Source organism: Spirillospora sp. NPDC127506 (assembly GCF_040302145.1).
Classification (GTDB): Bacteria; Actinomycetota; Actinomycetes; order Streptosporangiales; family Streptosporangiaceae; genus Spirillospora.
Genome location: NZ_JBEORG010000001.1, coordinates 526,393 through 542,591 on the forward strand (window position 1 = coordinate 526,393; position 16,199 = coordinate 542,591).

The following is a 16,199-nucleotide window of genomic DNA, read 5'->3' on the forward strand; positions in this document are numbered from 1 at the left end:
CTCAGTTCGACATGGCGGACTGGCCGACCGGCACGGGCTCCGAGGCGGGGCGCAGCGGCGGGTCGCCCTGCGGCGGCCGGACGGGGTCGGGCGTGCGCGGCCGCGGCGGCAGCAGCCGGCTCCCGCCCGGCGCGCTGGGCGCGCGCGGCTTCGGGATGGGCGTCACCGGGGTGTCCGGCCCGGTGATCCGCCGGATGTCGATGCCGCCCGGATCGGGCCGGTCGAGCGTCGGCACCTGCGAGGCGCCGTAGTGCCCGCCGCGCGCCCACTCCTTGCGGCTGCGGCTCGCGTGGTACGACTGCGGCGACGGCAGCGGGGGGCCGGCGGGCCAGCGGCGCGCGACGCCCCACGCGTCCAGCCACTGGACGAGCGCGTCGAGGCCGGTGAGCAGCGATGCGGTGAACGGGGTCCGGGACTGGCCGACCACCATGATCTGCGCGCAGACGCGGCCCTCCCGGCCGACGCGGTCGCCGAGGAGCAGGGCCGCGCGGGTGATCGGGAGGAGCTGGACGATCTCGCCGGTGCCGGGATGCCACACCAGGTGCGCCGGCCGGCCCTCCTTGACGAGGTCGGCGGCCACCGAGCGCGCGGAGACGATGCGCGGATCGTGCTCGCCGGCGCACCAGACGGCGCGGGGAGCACCTCCCCGCAACGCTCCGCCGTCGTGTCGTGCCGGCATGCGTCCGGCTCCCGGCAGCCATGCGTCTGCCACGGTGCGTCCCCCCCAATCGGGCGGTCTAGTCCCGAATGGTCTAGTCCTCTTCTCTTAGCCCAGCGGGACTCATAAGTCCAGCCTGCCGTCTCATGGGCCGGGATGACGGCGGTCGACATCCGTACCTGGGGGAGGCCCCGCGCGCTCGGGTGTCGTCGCTGAGGCGTACCCCCGGTGTCCAAAGATTCCACCTTGAGGCACCTTTTTCTCCAGAGACTCTCGGTGAAATACCCGTCCAGGGACGGAAGCCGCACCGTTCGGCCAGGTCAGCCGGGATGCTGAAGGCCAGGTGAAGCCTTCCTGCAAGTCGGCCGGAAGTGGCCGACAACGGATCGCGCGTATACGCGTCGTCGCGCGCGTGGCGGCGCCCGGGTACCGGGGTGGGGTTCACAGTCCGGACCGAGCAGCGTTCTAATAGGTCGTCATGACCGTTGACGCAGAACTGCCGGCCGGGGTCCCCGGCATCGACGTCCCCCGCCTCGCGGCCTGGCTGTCCCGCGAGGTGCCCGGTGCGGGGCGGATCACCGCGATCGACCTGATCGCGGGCGGGCGTTCGAACCTGACGTACGGGATCACCCTGGACGGCGGCCGCCGCGTCGTGCTGCGCCGGCCCCCGCTCGGGCACGTCCTCCCGACGGCCCACGACATGGGGCGCGAGTACCGGGTGCTGTCCGCCCTCGGCGGCGGGACGGACGTGCCGGTGCCGAAGACGCTGGCGTTCTGCGACGACGAGGACGTCATCGGCGCCCGCTTCTACGTCATGGACTTCGTCGACGGCCGCGTCCTGCGCACCCGGGAGGACGCCGAGGACATGACGCCCGAGCAGGCCCGCGGCCTGTCCGCGGCGCTCGTGGAGGCGCTCGCGGCGATCCACACCGTCGACGTGGACGCCGTCGGGCTGGCGGACTTCGGGCGGCCCAACGGCTACATGGAGCGGCAGCTCAAGCGCTGGGGCAAGCAGTGGGACAGCTCGCAGGAGGCGATCCGGGCCACCGGGACGGCCCGCGACCTCCCCGAGTACGACCGGCTCGCCGCCCGGCTCGCCGAGCGCCTGCCGGCGGACGCCCCCGCCCGGCTCGTCCACGGCGACTTCCGGCTCGACAACGCCCTCGTCCGGCTGGAGCCGCGCCCCGAGATCGCGGCCGTCGTCGACTGGGAGATGTCGACGCTGGGCGACCCGTTCTCCGACCTCGGCCTGACCCTGGTGTACTGGGCCGAGGCCGCCGACGCCGAGGAACTGCCCGTCGGCGCGACGATCACCTCGGCGCCCGGCTTCTACACGCGCCGCGAGTTCACCGACCGGTACGCGTCCCTGACCGGGTTCGACCTCGCCGACCTCGACTTCTACGTCGCGTTCGCCTGCTTCAAGCTGGCGGTCATCCTGGAGGGCATCCACGCCCGCTTCCTGCAGAACGCGACCGTCGGCGAGGGCTTCGACCAGATCGGCGGCGGCGTCCCCATCCTCCTGGAGCGCGCCCACCGCACCCTGGACACCGGCTCCATCTCCTGACGCGCCGCGGCCGCGCCGGGCGGGCGCGCGCCCGCCGGGCGCAGCCGCGGCCCCGTCAGCAGTAGAAGACGCGGGCGGATCCGCCGGGCGCGACCGACACCGATCCGCTTCTGCGCCCGAAGCAGATGACGTTCGTCCGGGACACGGTCACGCGCGCCGTCTCGCCGGAGGACAGGTGGCCGTTTCCGCTCGCGCTCAGCTCGCCGGACGTCCCGGTCACGCGCCAGTTCACCGCCCCGCCGACGGCGGTGATGGTGATGGTGCACGACGCGTCGTTGCCCATGCTGCATCCCTGCACGGACAGCCTGCCCGCCTTCGGCGGCTCCGGAGCCTTCGTCGTCGGCGGGGCCGGGGCCTTGGTCGTCGGCGTCTTCGACGGGGTCTTGGACGGCGACGGCGACTTCGACGGCGACTCCGACTCGGTCGGGGACGGCGAGGTGACCGTGGGGGACGGGTCGGTCGGCGTCGCCTCGGGCGCCCCGGAGTCGCCCGGCGAGCCGCTGTCGCCGGGCACCGCCGGGCCGGTCGCCGCGGCGTCCGTCCCCCCGTTCCCGCTGTGCAGCCAGGACCAGGCGCCGACGCACAGGACCGCCATCCCGACGGCCACGGCGACGGCCGCGAGGACCGGGCCGCGCCGCCGGGGCGACCGGTCGCGGGCGCGCGGCGCGGCCGGCTGGTAGGGCAGCGGCCAGCCGTACTCGTCGAACGGCTCGGTCCACGCGGCGATGGCGCGGCGGTTCCCGGCCCGGTCCTCGGCGGTGGCGGCGGTCAGCACGTCCAGCCGCAGCTCGGCGGGGATCGCCGCGATCGGCAGGACGGACAGCAGCCGGTCCGGCGGCAGCGCCGGCGTCTCCCGCTCCTCGCACACCGGGCAGCTCGCCACGTGCCGGACGAGCGAGGCCGCGGTCTGCGGCGTCAGCGGCCACGACTCGGTCAGCGCCGCGACGCTCGGGCAGTCCTTCCAGTGGTTCTGCGCGATGAGTGCGGCGCGCAGCGCGGCGGCGAGGTCCTCGCGGGCCTTCTGGACCAGCGCGAGCGTCTCCTCCAGCGGGATCCCGAAGACCCCGCACACGTCGACCTCGTCCAGCTCGTGCCGGACCGACAGGTCGATCGCCTCCCGCTGCCGGCCGTTGAGCGCGGCGAGCGCGCTGTGCGCGAGCAGCCGGCGCTCCTCCCGGCGGGCGAGCTGCTCGGGGGTCAGGTCGTCGTCGGCCTCCGGCGCCTCCTGCCCGATGTGCCGGTTCGGGCTGTCGCGGCGCCGCATGCACTCCTTGCGGGCGATCGCGTAGAGCCAGCCGCGCAGCCGGTCCGGCTCGGTCAGCCGGTGCACGTGCTCGCGGGCCGCGATGATGACGTTGCGGAGCGCGCCGGCCGCCTCCACCCGGTCGCGGAGCAGGCCGTGGCAGTAGTCGTAGAGGAACGGCGCGTACGTGTCGTACACCTCGGTCAGGGCGATGACGTCCCCGGCTCGCAGCGAGTCCGCCAGCCTCTGGTCGTCGTTCCGCCCGGGCCCTGGCTCACCGGCCACGGGAACCCTCCCAGTCCAAGTCGGTGGTGTTGTGGATCGTGCCCCCGGCGAGCCCCGACGCCTGTCGGTCGACTCTGGGTGCCTGATCTTGCCACCAAGTTGCTGGGATTTCTCCCTTATGAACGGATTCTGTGACGGCTTCGGTACGCCATGTGGCCATCTGTCCTAGTCGAAGGCCACCCGGTCATGTAAATGTGATCTAGCTCACGTTGAGGGTCAGCCGCCGCCGTTACCGCCGTCCCCGCCGCCTCCGGGCCCGCCGTCCGTCGGGCAGGACAGCGTCACGCCGCCGGTATTGCCGGTGGAGAAGCTGACCGTCCCGGTGCCGCCGGGCGGGGTGCAGGTGCCGCTCACCCGGACGAACGCGGTCTGCCCGCTGCGGAGCGTGCCGCCGCCGGTGGCCTGGAGGCCGTCGGACGCGCCCGTCACGGACCAGGTCACCGTCCCTCCCACGGCTCGCACCAGGATGGTGCAGGAGCCCGGCCCGGCGCCCCTGATCGTGCAGGAACCCACCGACAGGGTTCCGGTGGAGGGCTTCTGCGTGGTCGGGCGGGGCTGGGAGGAGCGGGTGGACGGCTTGCGGGTCGGGGTCGGCGTGGGAGTCGCGGACGTCGTCGTGGGGGTGGGCGTCGGGGTCTCGCTCAGCGTGGGCGTGGGCGAGTCCAGCGGGTCCTCGGACTCCGGCGGCGACGACGGGTCGAGCACCGACGCCGTCGCCCCGCCCGACGGGCCCTGCGCGCTCGTCCCGCCGCTGGGCGACCCCGACATCACGTAGAAGGCCCCCGCCACGATCACGACGACCGCCGCCGCGGCGGCGAGCGCCGGCCACAGCGCGCGTGGGCTGCGCCGTTCGGAGACGTCCTGCACGGACCCCCGGTCGGCCACGACGGGCCAGCCCCACTCGTCCAGCGGCTCGGCCCGGTGCGCGATGTGCGCGAGGTCCGCGGCGAGCGCGGCGTCGGTGGCGGTGGCCATGACGTGCCCGCGCAGGTCGTTCGGCATCATCGCGACCGGCAGCACCTGCAGGAGCCGCGCCGCGGGCACCTCGCGGTCGCGCCGCGACCCGCAGGCGGGGCACGAGGCGACGTGCTGGACGAGCCTGCGCACGACCGGCGGCGGCGCCGGCCAGCCGCCCTCGTCCGCGATGGCGGCGATCTCGGGGCAGTCGCGGCGCCCGGTGCGGGCGATGTGGCAGGCCGCGATCGCCTCGTGCAGCCGGGCCTGCGCCGCGCGGGTCAGGTCGTCGGCCTCCTGCGCGCCGAGGCCGAGGACGCCGCCGACCTCGAAGGTGTCCAGGCCGTGCCGGAGCATGAGGTCGAGCGCCTCGCGCTCGCGCCCGCGCAGCGCCGACAGGCCGCTGTGCACGAGCCGGCGGGTCTCCTGCCGGCGGGCGAGCTCCGCGTCGTCCAGGAAGCCGTCCTCGACCTCGGGCGCCTCGTGCCGCTCGGCCGGCCGGTCGGGGTCGCGCAGCCGCCGCGTGCACTCGTTGCGCACGAGCGCGTACAGCCAGCCGCGGAACCGGTCGGGCTCGCGCAGGACGGGCACGTGCGCGTAGGCGGCGATCAGGGCGTCGTGCAGCGCGCCGGCCGCCTGGTCCTGGTCGCGCAGCAGCGCGTGGCAGTAGTCGTACAGGCGGGCCGCGTAGCGGTCCATGACCTGGATGAGCGCGCTCGGATCGCCTGCGGCCAGGGATCGGGCCAGGCGTTCGTCGTCGGCGCGGTCGTAACTGGGCCAACCGGACACGAGGTCCTCCCGCGGGCAGTGTTCGTCTTCCGCGTCCGCGGCACTGGGGACCGTCCGGAAGATCCAAGAGGGGAGCGGTGCACTCGTCCGCCGCCGGTTCGCCCGGCGGTCGCATCCCCGTCTCGGGCTGGGGGAAAGTTGAGTCGGAGGCCCGACGGCCCCGCTCCCCGTCGGGCCTCCACACGTTTGACGATCGGCTGCTGCGCCCGGTTGACACCGAACCGCAGGAAAAAACAAGAACTACCTGACGCGTCCGTAAGATCACCGACTGCTGATCACTGGATCCGGCGGGACAGCATCTTGAGGAAGATCTTGGAGATCTCCTGCGGGGTCTGGGCGACCTGGACGTTGCCGTTGGTGGCCGCCGCGATCTGCTCCAGCTCGTTGCGGTCCACGCCCTTGCCGAACCCGATCATGTTGACCTGGATCGGCTTGTTCGGGTCCTGCATGGCCTTGAGCTGCTTCAGCGTCTCCTTCAGCGTGGGGCCGCCGTCGTCGTCGTTCTTGCCGTCCGTGAGCAGCAGGATCGAGTTGCCGAACTCCGGCTTGTAGGTCTCGTTCATCTTCTTGTACGCGGCCAGCATCGTCCGGTACAGCCCGGTGTCGCCGTTCGGCTTCGGCTTCATCGAGTTGAGCGTGGAGAGGACGAGGCCGCGCCGGGTGTTGGACCCGATCCGCTCGCCGAGCGGGCCGATCGGCACCGTGACCTTGTAGGGCAGGTCGCCGTTCATGTTCGTGGAGAACAGCCACTGGCCGAGCTCGGTGTCGTTGGACATCATGCTCAGCCCGCCCTGCGACACCTGCGCGATGGCCTGCAGCCGGTTGGTGTTCGGGCCGACCTTCTCCAGCATCGAGCCGGACACGTCGATCAGCGTCAGCATGCGCAGGCCGAGCGTCAGCTTCGACCACGCCTGCATGATCTTCGCGACGTCCTGGCTCTTCGGCGTGGGCAGCTGCCGCGGCTTGGCCGGGCTGACCCCGGCCGCCTGGTTGAAGCCGGACGGCGCCTTGCTGTCCGGGGTGCGGAAGCCGAGCGCGAGGACGTCCTTGCGGGTCGCCTCGGTGCTCATCGCCTTCTCCAGCAGCCTGGCCGCCTTCTGCTTGGCGGCGTCCTTGCTGGTGACGGTGAACGGGTAGTCCAGCGACAGCGTGCCCTCGATCGGGTACAGCGCCACCGCGGGCTCCGCCGGCTTCGTCTGGTTGTACTGGTACAGCGCCTGCTCGGACGACAGCGAGATCGGCTTCTTGCCGCCCTTGTCCTTGCGGAACGCCGCGAACTCCGCCTCCGTCGTGGGGACGGTGCTCTCCCGGACCGTCCGGACGATGCCGGTGAAGATCGAGTCGCGGTTGGGGTCGTTCGCCAGCAGCATGCTCGTCACCATGAGCGAGCCCATGCCGGCCGCGTTCTTCATCGGGTCGGGCACGACCAGCCGCACCGAGCCCGCCGGGATCATCTGGTTCTTCGTCACCGCGCCGCCCGCGGTGCCGCCGGCGGCCTTCAGCAGGTTGTCCCACGAGGGGCTCGCGGTGATGCCCTGCTTCTTCAGCTGGACGGCGAGCGACTGCGGCAGCCCCACGACGATCGGGCTCTTCGCGAGCGTCGTCTTGGTGGAGATGACGCCGCCCTTGTCATCGCCCTTGGCGCCGGCCTGGGCCAGCGAGATCCACAGGGACGAGTCGGGGATCCACACGTCAGGGCGCTCGTTGGACCCGCTCGCCAGGGCCTGCCCGGACAGCATGGGGGTCACCGACGCCGGCTCGACCTTCTTCACCGTCGCCTTGACGCACTTGCCGTCGACCTTCTCCTTGCCGTCGTTGAAGCGCCCGGCGGCCTTCTCCACGACCGGCGCGATGTCCGGCGCCGCCGCGACCGACAGGTTCAGCGCGTCGTCGCCGGAGCAGCCGCCGCCGCTCTCGGCGAACGCGTAGACGCCGACGCCGAGCAGCAGCGCGAGGCCCACGGCCCCGGCCATCGGCCCGATCAGCGCGGTCGCGCTGCGCTTGCGCTTGCGGCGCCCGTACTCGTAGCCGCTGGAGCCGCTGTCGTAGCCGCCGGACCCGCTGTCGTAGCCGCCCGATCCGCCGCCGTAGCCGCCGGAACCGCCCGAACCTCCCGAGCCGCCGGAACCTCCCGAGCCGCCGGACCCGCCGAAGAACCCCGACGGGCCGCCGTCGGAACGGCTGATCGAGTCGTACTCGCTGTACCCGGTGCCGGCGAGCGGCGAGGACTCCGGCGGCGGGCCCTGCGGGGACGACTGGCGCGGCTCGCCCTGCGGGTACCCGCCGGACCGCCCGAGCCCGTAGCCGCCCGCGTCGGACGCACCGCCGAACCCGCCGGAGCCGTAGACCCGCTCCTCGGACGACTGCCGCGGGGTGAACCACTCCGGCGTCTCGCCGGACGCGCCGGGCGGCGCGCCCTGCGGTCCCGCCGGGGGCTGGTTGAGCGGGCGGGACTGCCCGTCCCGCGCCCCGAACCAGTCCGACGACCCGTCGTTGGCCGGACCGAAGACGGGCCTGGACGGGTCGTAGCCGCCGTCCATCCCTTCGGGGAAGTCATTGCGATGACGTCCGCTCATGGCCTGCCCTCGATTCACCAGAAACCCGCCGATGTTCCCCGGCACTGTAGTAGTACGAACCAGAGGTTACAAAGAACTCAAAACTGATAATGACGCAGGTCATCACCGTATGTCCCGACGAACCTGGCATTGCCCCTGGCCGTCACGGACTGTCGCCAACGCGGTACGGATCGGCGCGATCGCCGGTTCAAGACCGGCCGAATCCGGCCGCGGCGGGCGGCAGACTTGGGGACATGGCCCACCTCGTCCCCGTCTCGGACCCTGCCGACCCGCGCATCACAGACTACGTGCGCCTGCGGGATGTGAACCTCCGCAAGAGCCTGGAGGCCGAGCACGGCCTGTTCATCGCCGAGGGCGAGAAGGTGATCCGCCGCGCCGTCGCCGCAGGTCACCCCGTCCGCTCCCTCCTCATGGCGCGCCGCTGGGCCGACCCCCTCGCCGACGTCCTGTCCGGCGTGGAGGCGCCGGTCTACGTCGCGGACGACGCCACCATGGAGTCGATCACCGGCTTCCAGGTGCACCGCGGCGCCCTGGCGTCCCTCGAACGCCTCCCCCTGCCGGCCATCGAGGACCTCCTGGGCGGGGCCTTCCGCGCTGCGCCCGGCGCGGACGGGGCCGCGCGGCGGACGCCGCCGAGCCGCGTCCTCGTCCTGGAAGACCTGGTGGACCACGCGAACGTCGGTTCCATCTTCAGGTGCGCAGCCGCGCTGGGCATCGACGCGATCATCCTGTCCCCGCGGTGCGCCGACCCCCTCTACCGCCGCGCGGTGAAGGTCTCGATGGGCGCGGTGTTCGCGATCCCGTACGCCCGGATGGCCAACTGGCACGATGACCTGGCCGAACTGCGCTCCGCGGGCTTCACCCTCCTGGCGCTGACCCCCGACCGGAAGGCCGCGCCCCTCGACGAGGTGCCGATGGGCGCCCGCACCGCCCTCATGCTGGGCTCCGAGGGCGACGGCCTCTCGTCCCACTGGCTGGACGAGGCCGATCAGGCGGTCCGCATCCCGATGAGCGAGGACGCGATGGCCGCCGGCGTCGACTCACTCAACGTCACCGCGGCCGCCGCCATCGCCTGCCACACCCTCCTCCGGCGATAGCGGGCGGCGGCCGGAATGGCGCTGAGGACGGAGTGTTCGGAGGCGGGATGACCGGCGGGATGATGAATCGAGTCGTGCACGACTCGGCGGCGGTCGAATTGAGCCGCATCGGGCGGCTGCCGAAGATTTCGCGGCAAGACCCGGCGGCAACATATTCGGTATATGGTGTTGCGTTCCTGGGTGCAGGCGTTCATTGTCGGTGATGCCCGCCGGGATGGGGCGAGGGTGCGGATTCGAGGAATTGCCCCCGTTCTTTGGGTCTGGACATACTGGCGTCCAGGTCGTGGGGTGGCCTTCTCCTGCGGGGGACGTGGACACGGTGTTGAAAGGCTTGAAAATAGGGATTGCGAACTCTCGCTGTGCGCGTTCGAGTTCCCAGTGCGGGCTATGCCGGTGCCACGGTGTGCCGTCGGTGGTTTGTTCCTATGCGGTTGGCGCCGGGGCGTTATACAAAAGGCGCGGCGGCTGTGCCGCACAATCCGGGTGCTCGGCTTCTGACTGGCCTCTTACACGGGCGCGCAGCATTCGGAAGGGGTCGTGCCGCCGCGTACCGGTCACTTGCCGAACATGCCGCGGCGGGTGCGGCGGTGGGATCCCTTCGCGCGTTTCACGGCCCCGGCGGGCATGCGCCGCCGTCCGAGCCGCAATTGTGTGAGCAGCAGGGAGAACGCCACGAGAAGGGCGGCAAGCCACGCGATCTGCGTGCTCGCCATTCGCTCGAAAGTGACGTCCTGCGCGACGGGCGCCTTGTTCCCCTGCAGCCGGCTCTGCGGCGTCCCGGACCCGGGCACCGGGCTCGGCGCGACCGACGGGCTGGGCGCCTGGATGGGCGGCAGCGCGACCTGCGGGTCCTTGGGGTCGAACGACGAGTTCGGCGACGGCGGCACGATTCCGCCCGCGCCCGTCCCGCTGGACGACGACCCGCCGGACGAACTCGACCCGCCGGACGAACTCGACCCGCCGCCGCTCCCGCCGGAACCGCCGCCGCCGGACCCCGACGACTTCGTGGGAGTGGGCGAAGGCTTGGACGGCTTCCGCGACGGCGACTTGGACGGCGACTTCGACGGCGACTTGGACGGCGACTTCGACGGGGTCGGCGTGCTCGTCGTGGGCGTCGGCGAAGGCGAAGACTCGGGCACGACGTACGTGATGGTCATGGACGCCTTGACGGGGTCGAGGCCGGCCGCCTTGACGGTCACGGTGACCTTGTAGTCCGTAGTGCTGTCGGGACCGTCCGCCGGGATGTTCAGCGTCGACTTGACGGTGCCGCTCTTCTCGTCGGCCAGGTCTCCGACTCCGCACTCCTCGGCGGTGAACGGCGAGCCGCAGACACCGGTGACCGTCGTTCCATCGAGGGTCGCCGCGACGTCCGTGACCTTGGCGTCCGCCACCTCGCCGCCGACGGCCGTGATGGTCGTCGTGATGTCGAAGGAGTCCTTCGGGTCGACTTTCGCGGCGACCGGGGTGACGTGCACGTCCAGTTTCCCGGCGGCGGGGGCCGTGGTGCCCGGTGCGGATGGGCTCGGTGTGTCCGCGGCAAGGGCGGACGCGCCGCCGGCGGCCAGGACCGCGGCCGTGCCGAGACCGATGAACATCGGTTTGACTGCCGATCGGCAGATCACCGCCGCAGCACCTCCGTCGCGTCGCCGTTGAGCGCCCGTGCCCGTCACGCAATACCCGAGGGATCGCCTCGGGTATCAAGCGAACACGGATACCCGGGCCAAATCAACCCCGCCGGACGTCAGATCATCTCCTCCCGGACGTCCTCGATCTCGGTCGCGGGAGCCCACGCCTGCCAGACGCCCAGGTCGATGCGGTCGAGGCCCAGGTTTTCGGCGACCGGGGCCCGGCCGCCCGTGTACTCGACGCGCAGCCAGCTTTCATGCTCGCCCACGATGACGAAGCGCTCGCCGCGCCAGCGGCACGTCGTCCGGACGTAGCGGAGGTCCTCCACCTCGGACGCGGGGACGATCCGGCGGTACCGTCCGGGACGGAGCTCCTCGAACCCGTCCGTCGGGCCGGGCGCGTAGAGCCTGACCTCGCCGTCGGCGCCGGGCGCGGCCTCGAAATCGCGTCCGAGCCAGCGCGCGACGTACCCGTCCCGGATCATTGCGCCTCCCGTCCGTTCGTCTCCGGCCGGAGCCAGGCGAGCCGGTCCGGGTCGTACATCGCCACGAACCGCTCGGACCGGTCACGGCCGAGGTAGTACATCTCTGCCCCATACGGGAGCCGGACGCTGTCGACCTTGTACTCGCGGATGGACCCGGTGCTCCCCGGCGCGAACCCGCCGCCCAGGAAAGGCGGCCGCTCGACTACCCAGCCGGCGTCGCCCCAGGCGGCCATCTCCGCCTCGTCCCGTCCGCCGAAGGGAATGCGGTACAGGTCGGGGCAGTAGGCGGGCCACCGGATGACGTACACGCCCTCGTCGGCGGGCGAGAACGGGGAGCCGTCGTACAGCAGCCCCAGCGCTTCGTACAGCTGGCCGGGCGTCTGCAGGTCGGCGACGTCGCTCGTCGAGTGCACGAACCCGCCGACGCGGTCGTAGCCCTGCTCCAAGTACCAGGCGACGTGCCCGTGCGGGACGACCTTCTGCATGATCGTCGGGGAGGAGACGGGGTCGTCCAGGTCGGTCGGCAGCTGTGCCGGCACCGCCTCGGGCCGCGCCGGCACCGCCTCGGGCCGCGGCGGCGGCGGGACCTCGTGCCGCGCCGGGACGAGCCCGACCCGCACCGCCCACTCGCTGAGCGCCCGCACCTGGTCGCCCTGGAGCGACGCCCCGATCCGCGTCCCGGGGTTGACCAGCATCGCCCAGTCGTCCCGCGGCCACGCGCCGATCAGCTCCCGGAAGTCCGCGTACACGAACCGCGACTCGGGCAGCACCTCGCGCAGCCGGACCAGCGACGTGAACACCTGCACGGCCGACTCGCCCCGCAGCGCGGCGTCCCAGCGGAACTCGCGCTGCACGGGCGTCACCTCAAGCGGCGCCGCCTCCGGAATCGGCACGAGAACGTTCGCGTTGAGCAGCACCCGCAAGAACGCGTCCGAGTCCGCGCCCAACGCGGCCTCGTAAAGCTCCTGGTCGATGCGGTTCCCCGGCTCGAACTGCGGCTCCACGGCCCGCAACGCCGGCCCGGCCCCGGCTGCCCCGGGCGGCCCCGCACCAGGCCGACCGGAGACCCCTTCGCCCGCCGGGACACCCGCCGTCCCGATGCCCGGCACGTCGGACGCGCCCGTACCGCCGCCGTGCGGCGAACCGGCGTGCTCGGCCCCGAAGGCCATACCGCCTGCGTGGCCGGCGTCCTGTGCGCCGCCAGCTCCAGCCGCACCGGGGGGCGCGCCAGGCGGCATCGCACCCTCGGCTTCGACCGCGCTCGGTCGCCCGTGTCCAGCGCCCGCCCCTGCCGCGTCATGGGGGACGCCGGGCATGTTGGACGTGCTCGCGCTGCCCGGGCTGCTCTCGTATGGCGAACCGGCATGCCGACCGGGCTCGTCTGCGCCCGGTATGCCGGTCTGGCCCGTGCTCTGACCGCCGCCCAGCCCGGCCGCATCGCGGGGTGGACCAGTCATGCCGGACGTGCCTGCATCGCTTCCCAGCGGGGAGCCGGCCTGCGGACCGGCGTCGGCGCTGGACGTCGTGCCGGGCATGTCGGACGTGCCCGCGTCGCCGGGGCCGCCCTCATATGGCGAACCGACATGCCGACCGGACTCGTTCGTGCCGGGTGCGGTGCCTGCTCCGGCCGCACCGGAGGGTGCGCCAGGCGGCATCGGACCCGCGTTGCCCGGACCGCCGGTTTGACCCGCGAAGCCGACGCCCGCCCCGGCCGCGTCGTGGGGGACGCCGGGCACGTTGGACGCGCCCGCACCGCCGTCGTACGGCGGGCCAGCGTGCTCGGCCCCGCCCGCAATATTGCCTGCGTGGCGTGCGCCCTGGGGGCCGCCCGTTCCGGGCGCACCGCTCGGCGTGCCAGGCGGCATCATGGCCGCACCGGTCTCGTGTGGCGAACCGGCGTGTGGACTGGCCTCAGCACCGGGCCGTTCAGCCGTACCGGAGGCTGCGCCGGGCGGCATCGGGTCCGTGTTACTTCCCTGTGGGGAGGTGAGGTGTGGATCGGGCGCTGCGCCGGGTTGTCCGGGTGCGTGTCCGGCGGCTGTGCTTGCCGCTTCGTGTGGGATGCCGGGTGTGTTGGCTGTGCCCGGGTTGCCCAGGTCGCCTTCGTAGGGCGGTCCGGCGTGGCGGCTGGGCTCGTTCGTGCCGGGTGCGCCCGCTCCGGCCGCACTGGAGGGTGCGCCGGGCGCCAGCGGGTCCCTGTTACTTCCCTGTGGGGAGGTGAGGTGTGGATCGGGCGCTGCGCCGGGTTGTCCGGGTCCGTGTCCGATGGCTGTGCTTGCCGCTTCGTGTGGGATGCCGGGTGTGTTGGCTGTGCCCGGGTTGCCCAGGTCGCCTTCGTAGGGCGGTCCGGCGTGGCGGCTGGGCTCGTTCGTGCCGGGTGCAGTGTTCGCTCCGGCCGCACCGGAAGGTGTGCCGGGCGGCAGCGGGCCCGTGTTGCTTCCTTGCGGGGTGGTGACGTTCGGATCGGCCGCAGCGCCGGGTGCGCCTGGTTGCCCGTGTCCAGCGCTCGTCCCGATCACATCGTGGGGCGTGCCGGGCATGGCGGTCGGGCCGGTGCTCCCTGCACCGCCGTCGTACGGCGGACCCGCGTGGCGGCCGGGCGCGGTGCCCGGTTCAGCCGTACCGGAGGGTGTGCCGGGCGGCAGCGGGCCCGTGTTGCTTCCTTGCGGGGTGGTGACGTTCGGATCGGCCGCAGCGCCGGGTGCGCCCGGTTGCCCGTGTCCGGCGCCCGTCCCGGCCGCGTTGCGAGGGACGCCGGGTGTGTTGGACGTGCTCGCGCTGCCCGGGCTGCCCTCGTACGGCGAACCGGCATGCTGACCAGACTCGCCTGTGCCGGGCGGCATCGTGCCCGCATCGCTTCCCTGCGGGGAGCCGGGGTCCGCACCAGCCCCAGGCGCTCCGCCGGAGATGTCGGACGCGCGGGCATCCTGGTGAGGCGTTTCCCCAGGGTGCGCGGGTGGACCGCCCACTCCCGGCTGACCCGGCATATCGGACGTACTCGGGGTTCCTGTGTTGCCCTCGGGGGGCGAGCCGGCGGCGTGGCCGGGCTGCGCTTCCCCGGGATGCGCGGCATCACGTCCGGCTCCCGGCCTAGCGGCCGGAACTGCGGGGACGCCCGGCATGCCGGACGCGGCCTGCGGGCGGGGTTCTGTGCCGGGCGCGCCTGGCCCGGTGTCGGCCAGGTTGGATGCCCCCGCGTTGCCGGCGTGCCGTCCGGGCGCGGCCGTGTTCGCTTCGGCGGGTACGGAGGCCGGGCCGGAGCTCCCCGCGGCGCCCTCAGGTGGAGGGCCTGCGTGGCGGCCGGGTTCGGCGTTGGGGGGTTGTCCCGCGTCGCGTTCACCGGCGATCCCGGACGCGCTGTGCGGCGCCTCCTCCGGGTGCGCGGGTCCACGTCCCGGGCTCGGCCGGCCGGGTGCCCCCTCGGGTGTGGGGGCGCCGTGGGCGGTGAGGGCCTGGTCTGCGCGCGGCGCGGCGGCGCCCTCCTGCGGGTGGCTCGACTGGTCCGGCGGGACGGCCGGGCCCACGGGGACCGCGGGGTTCTCGGGGGGCGGGGGCGTGGAGGCCGACGGCGGGCTCGCCGGGCCGCGGAGGGTGCGGAGCTGCTCGGCCGTCATCGATGCGTCGATGGGCGTGCCCGGGTTGAGGACGAGCGTCCAGTCGGTGTCGGGCCAGGCGGCGACCATCTCCTGGAGGCTCGGCATGATGAAGCGGGATGAGCCGATGGCCTCGTTCATCCACTTCAGGGACGTGAACACCTGGATGGACGTCCGGCCGTGGATGGGGACGGGCCGCCACGGGAAGTCGGGGTCGCCCGGCACGATCCCCCAAGGGGTGTCCGCCTCGGCGGGGACCAGGACCTGGGCGCCGAGGAGGGTCTTGGAGAAGGCGTCGGTGTCGCCGCGGCGGGCCACGTCGAAGAGGCGCTGCTCGACGTCGTTCTGCGGTTCGAAGTGGTCCGTCATGCGCTGGGCGGCGCGCTGGTCGGCCCAGGTGGCGAGGCCGGGGAGCTGCTGGGCCAGGACGGTGCCGCCGGCCGGGGAGCCCGAGTTGATGGCGAGCGGCCAGTCGTGGTTCGGCCAGTAGCGCAGGACGACGGTGAACGGCAGCTTGATGTACTCGGTGCCGGGGGCGGACGCCTCGTGGAGGCGTTCCGGGGACGTGAAGACGGGCACGACCGTGGACCCGTCCACCTCGCGGGTCTGCCAGGGGAAGCCGGGGCGGCCGGGGCGGAGCGCGAAGTCCATGTCGCCGGGGACGGGCAGCAGGACGTCGGTGTCCGCGAGGGTCTGCAGGAACAGGTCGTGGTCGTTGTTCGCGGCGGCGCGCAGCAGTTCTCGCTCGACGTCGTTCGCCGGCTGGAACTCGGGGCGGGGCGACTGCCGGGGCAGCTCGCGGTGCTGGTCGCGGAGCTCCTCCCACGGGGCGGGAGCGCGGCCGACCTGCGGCGGGCGGCCGTCGCCCTCGGCGACCTGGCGGACGAACCAGGCCGGCATCCGCGCCTCGATGGGCAGGACGGTGCCGACGCCGTGGGCGGGCGCGTCGATGGCGAGCCACCAGCGGGAGTCAGGCCACGTCTCGGCGATGTCGCCGAACCGGACGGTCATGAAGTGCTGGTAGGACGGCCCCAGGCAGGCGCGCATCGCCGACGCGGAGGTGTAGACGAGGACGTGGACGCGGCCGTCCTCCTCCTGCGTCGGCCACGACGGCTGGGTCTCGTTGGCGAGCACGCCGTCCACCAGCTCGGGCGGGACGGGGACGACGAGTTCGCTGTCCGCGAGGAGGCGGAAGTAGCTCTCCTGGTCCCCGGCCCGTACGGTCTCCTGCAGTCGGTGCTCCAGCTCCGACGTGGGTCGCCACGCGTCGGCCACGGTCGCCACCCCCTGTTTTCCTCCGTGCTCGTCCCCGCGCGACTGCCTACGCTAC

9 protein-coding genes are annotated in these 16,199 nt (G+C 73.1%); 2 read left to right on the forward strand and 7 right to left on the reverse strand.

What is annotated here, in order from left to right; translation table 11 throughout:
• Position 1: 1 nt before the first annotated feature.
• Positions 2 to 679, reverse strand: coding sequence for a hypothetical protein (locus ABTW95_RS02475; protein ID WP_396450188.1), 678 nt, complete (start codon positions 677 to 679; stop codon positions 2 to 4).
• A 457-nt stretch (positions 680 to 1,136) separates the two neighbouring features.
• On the opposite strand from ABTW95_RS02475, the gene ABTW95_RS02480 reads away from it, so the two are divergent.
• The gene (locus ABTW95_RS02480) at positions 1,137 to 2,222 is read left to right on the forward strand and encodes a phosphotransferase family protein (protein ID WP_396450186.1); all 1,086 of its coding nucleotides are present in this window, start codon (positions 1,137 to 1,139) and stop codon (positions 2,220 to 2,222) included.
• 55 nt (positions 2,223 to 2,277) lie between these two features.
• Here the strand turns inward: ABTW95_RS02480 and ABTW95_RS02485 are convergent, their stop codons facing one another.
• The 3 genes from ABTW95_RS02485 to ABTW95_RS02495 all read right to left on the reverse strand — a co-directional run bounded on the left by ABTW95_RS02485 (position 2,278) and on the right by ABTW95_RS02495 (position 8,069).
• Entirely contained in the window at positions 2,278 to 3,750 is a 1,473-nt protein-coding gene (locus tag ABTW95_RS02485) for an RNA polymerase sigma factor (RefSeq protein ID WP_396450185.1), read from the reverse strand.
• A 216-nt stretch (positions 3,751 to 3,966) separates the two neighbouring features.
• Positions 3,967 to 5,493, reverse strand: coding sequence for an RNA polymerase sigma factor (locus tag ABTW95_RS02490; protein WP_396450183.1), 1,527 nt, complete (start codon positions 5,491 to 5,493; stop codon positions 3,967 to 3,969).
• A 275-nt stretch (positions 5,494 to 5,768) separates the two neighbouring features.
• Positions 5,769 to 8,069 carry a substrate-binding domain-containing protein gene (locus ABTW95_RS02495; protein ID WP_500223814.1) on the reverse strand — a complete coding sequence of 767 codons (2,301 nt, stop codon included), beginning with the start codon at positions 8,067 to 8,069 and terminating at the stop codon, positions 5,769 to 5,771.
• A gap of 233 nt (positions 8,070 to 8,302) precedes the next feature.
• Here ABTW95_RS02495 and ABTW95_RS02500 point away from each other — a divergent pair, with 233 nt between their 5' ends.
• Complete coding sequence (locus ABTW95_RS02500; RefSeq protein ID WP_500223818.1) at positions 8,303 to 9,166, forward strand: TrmH family RNA methyltransferase; 864 nt, start codon at positions 8,303 to 8,305, stop codon at positions 9,164 to 9,166.
• Between the two features lie 554 nt (positions 9,167 to 9,720).
• Here ABTW95_RS02500 and ABTW95_RS02505 read toward each other — a convergent pair.
• The 3 genes from ABTW95_RS02505 to ABTW95_RS02515 all read right to left on the reverse strand — a co-directional run bounded on the left by ABTW95_RS02505 (position 9,721) and on the right by ABTW95_RS02515 (position 16,153).
• Entirely contained in the window at positions 9,721 to 10,761 is a 1,041-nt protein-coding gene (locus ABTW95_RS02505; protein ID WP_500223820.1) for a hypothetical protein, read from the reverse strand.
• 146 nt (positions 10,762 to 10,907) lie between these two features.
• Positions 10,908 to 11,276: a UCP033725 family protein gene (locus tag ABTW95_RS02510; RefSeq protein WP_396450177.1), complete on the reverse strand. Its 369-nt coding sequence runs from the start codon at positions 11,274 to 11,276 to the stop codon at positions 10,908 to 10,910.
• On the reverse strand, positions 11,273 to 16,153 hold the full coding sequence (locus ABTW95_RS02515; protein WP_500223827.1) for an SseB family protein: 4,881 nt from the start codon (positions 16,151 to 16,153) through the stop codon (positions 11,273 to 11,275). The genes ABTW95_RS02510 and ABTW95_RS02515 overlap by 4 nt, the downstream gene beginning before the upstream one ends.
• Positions 16,154 to 16,199: the final 46 nt, after the last annotated feature.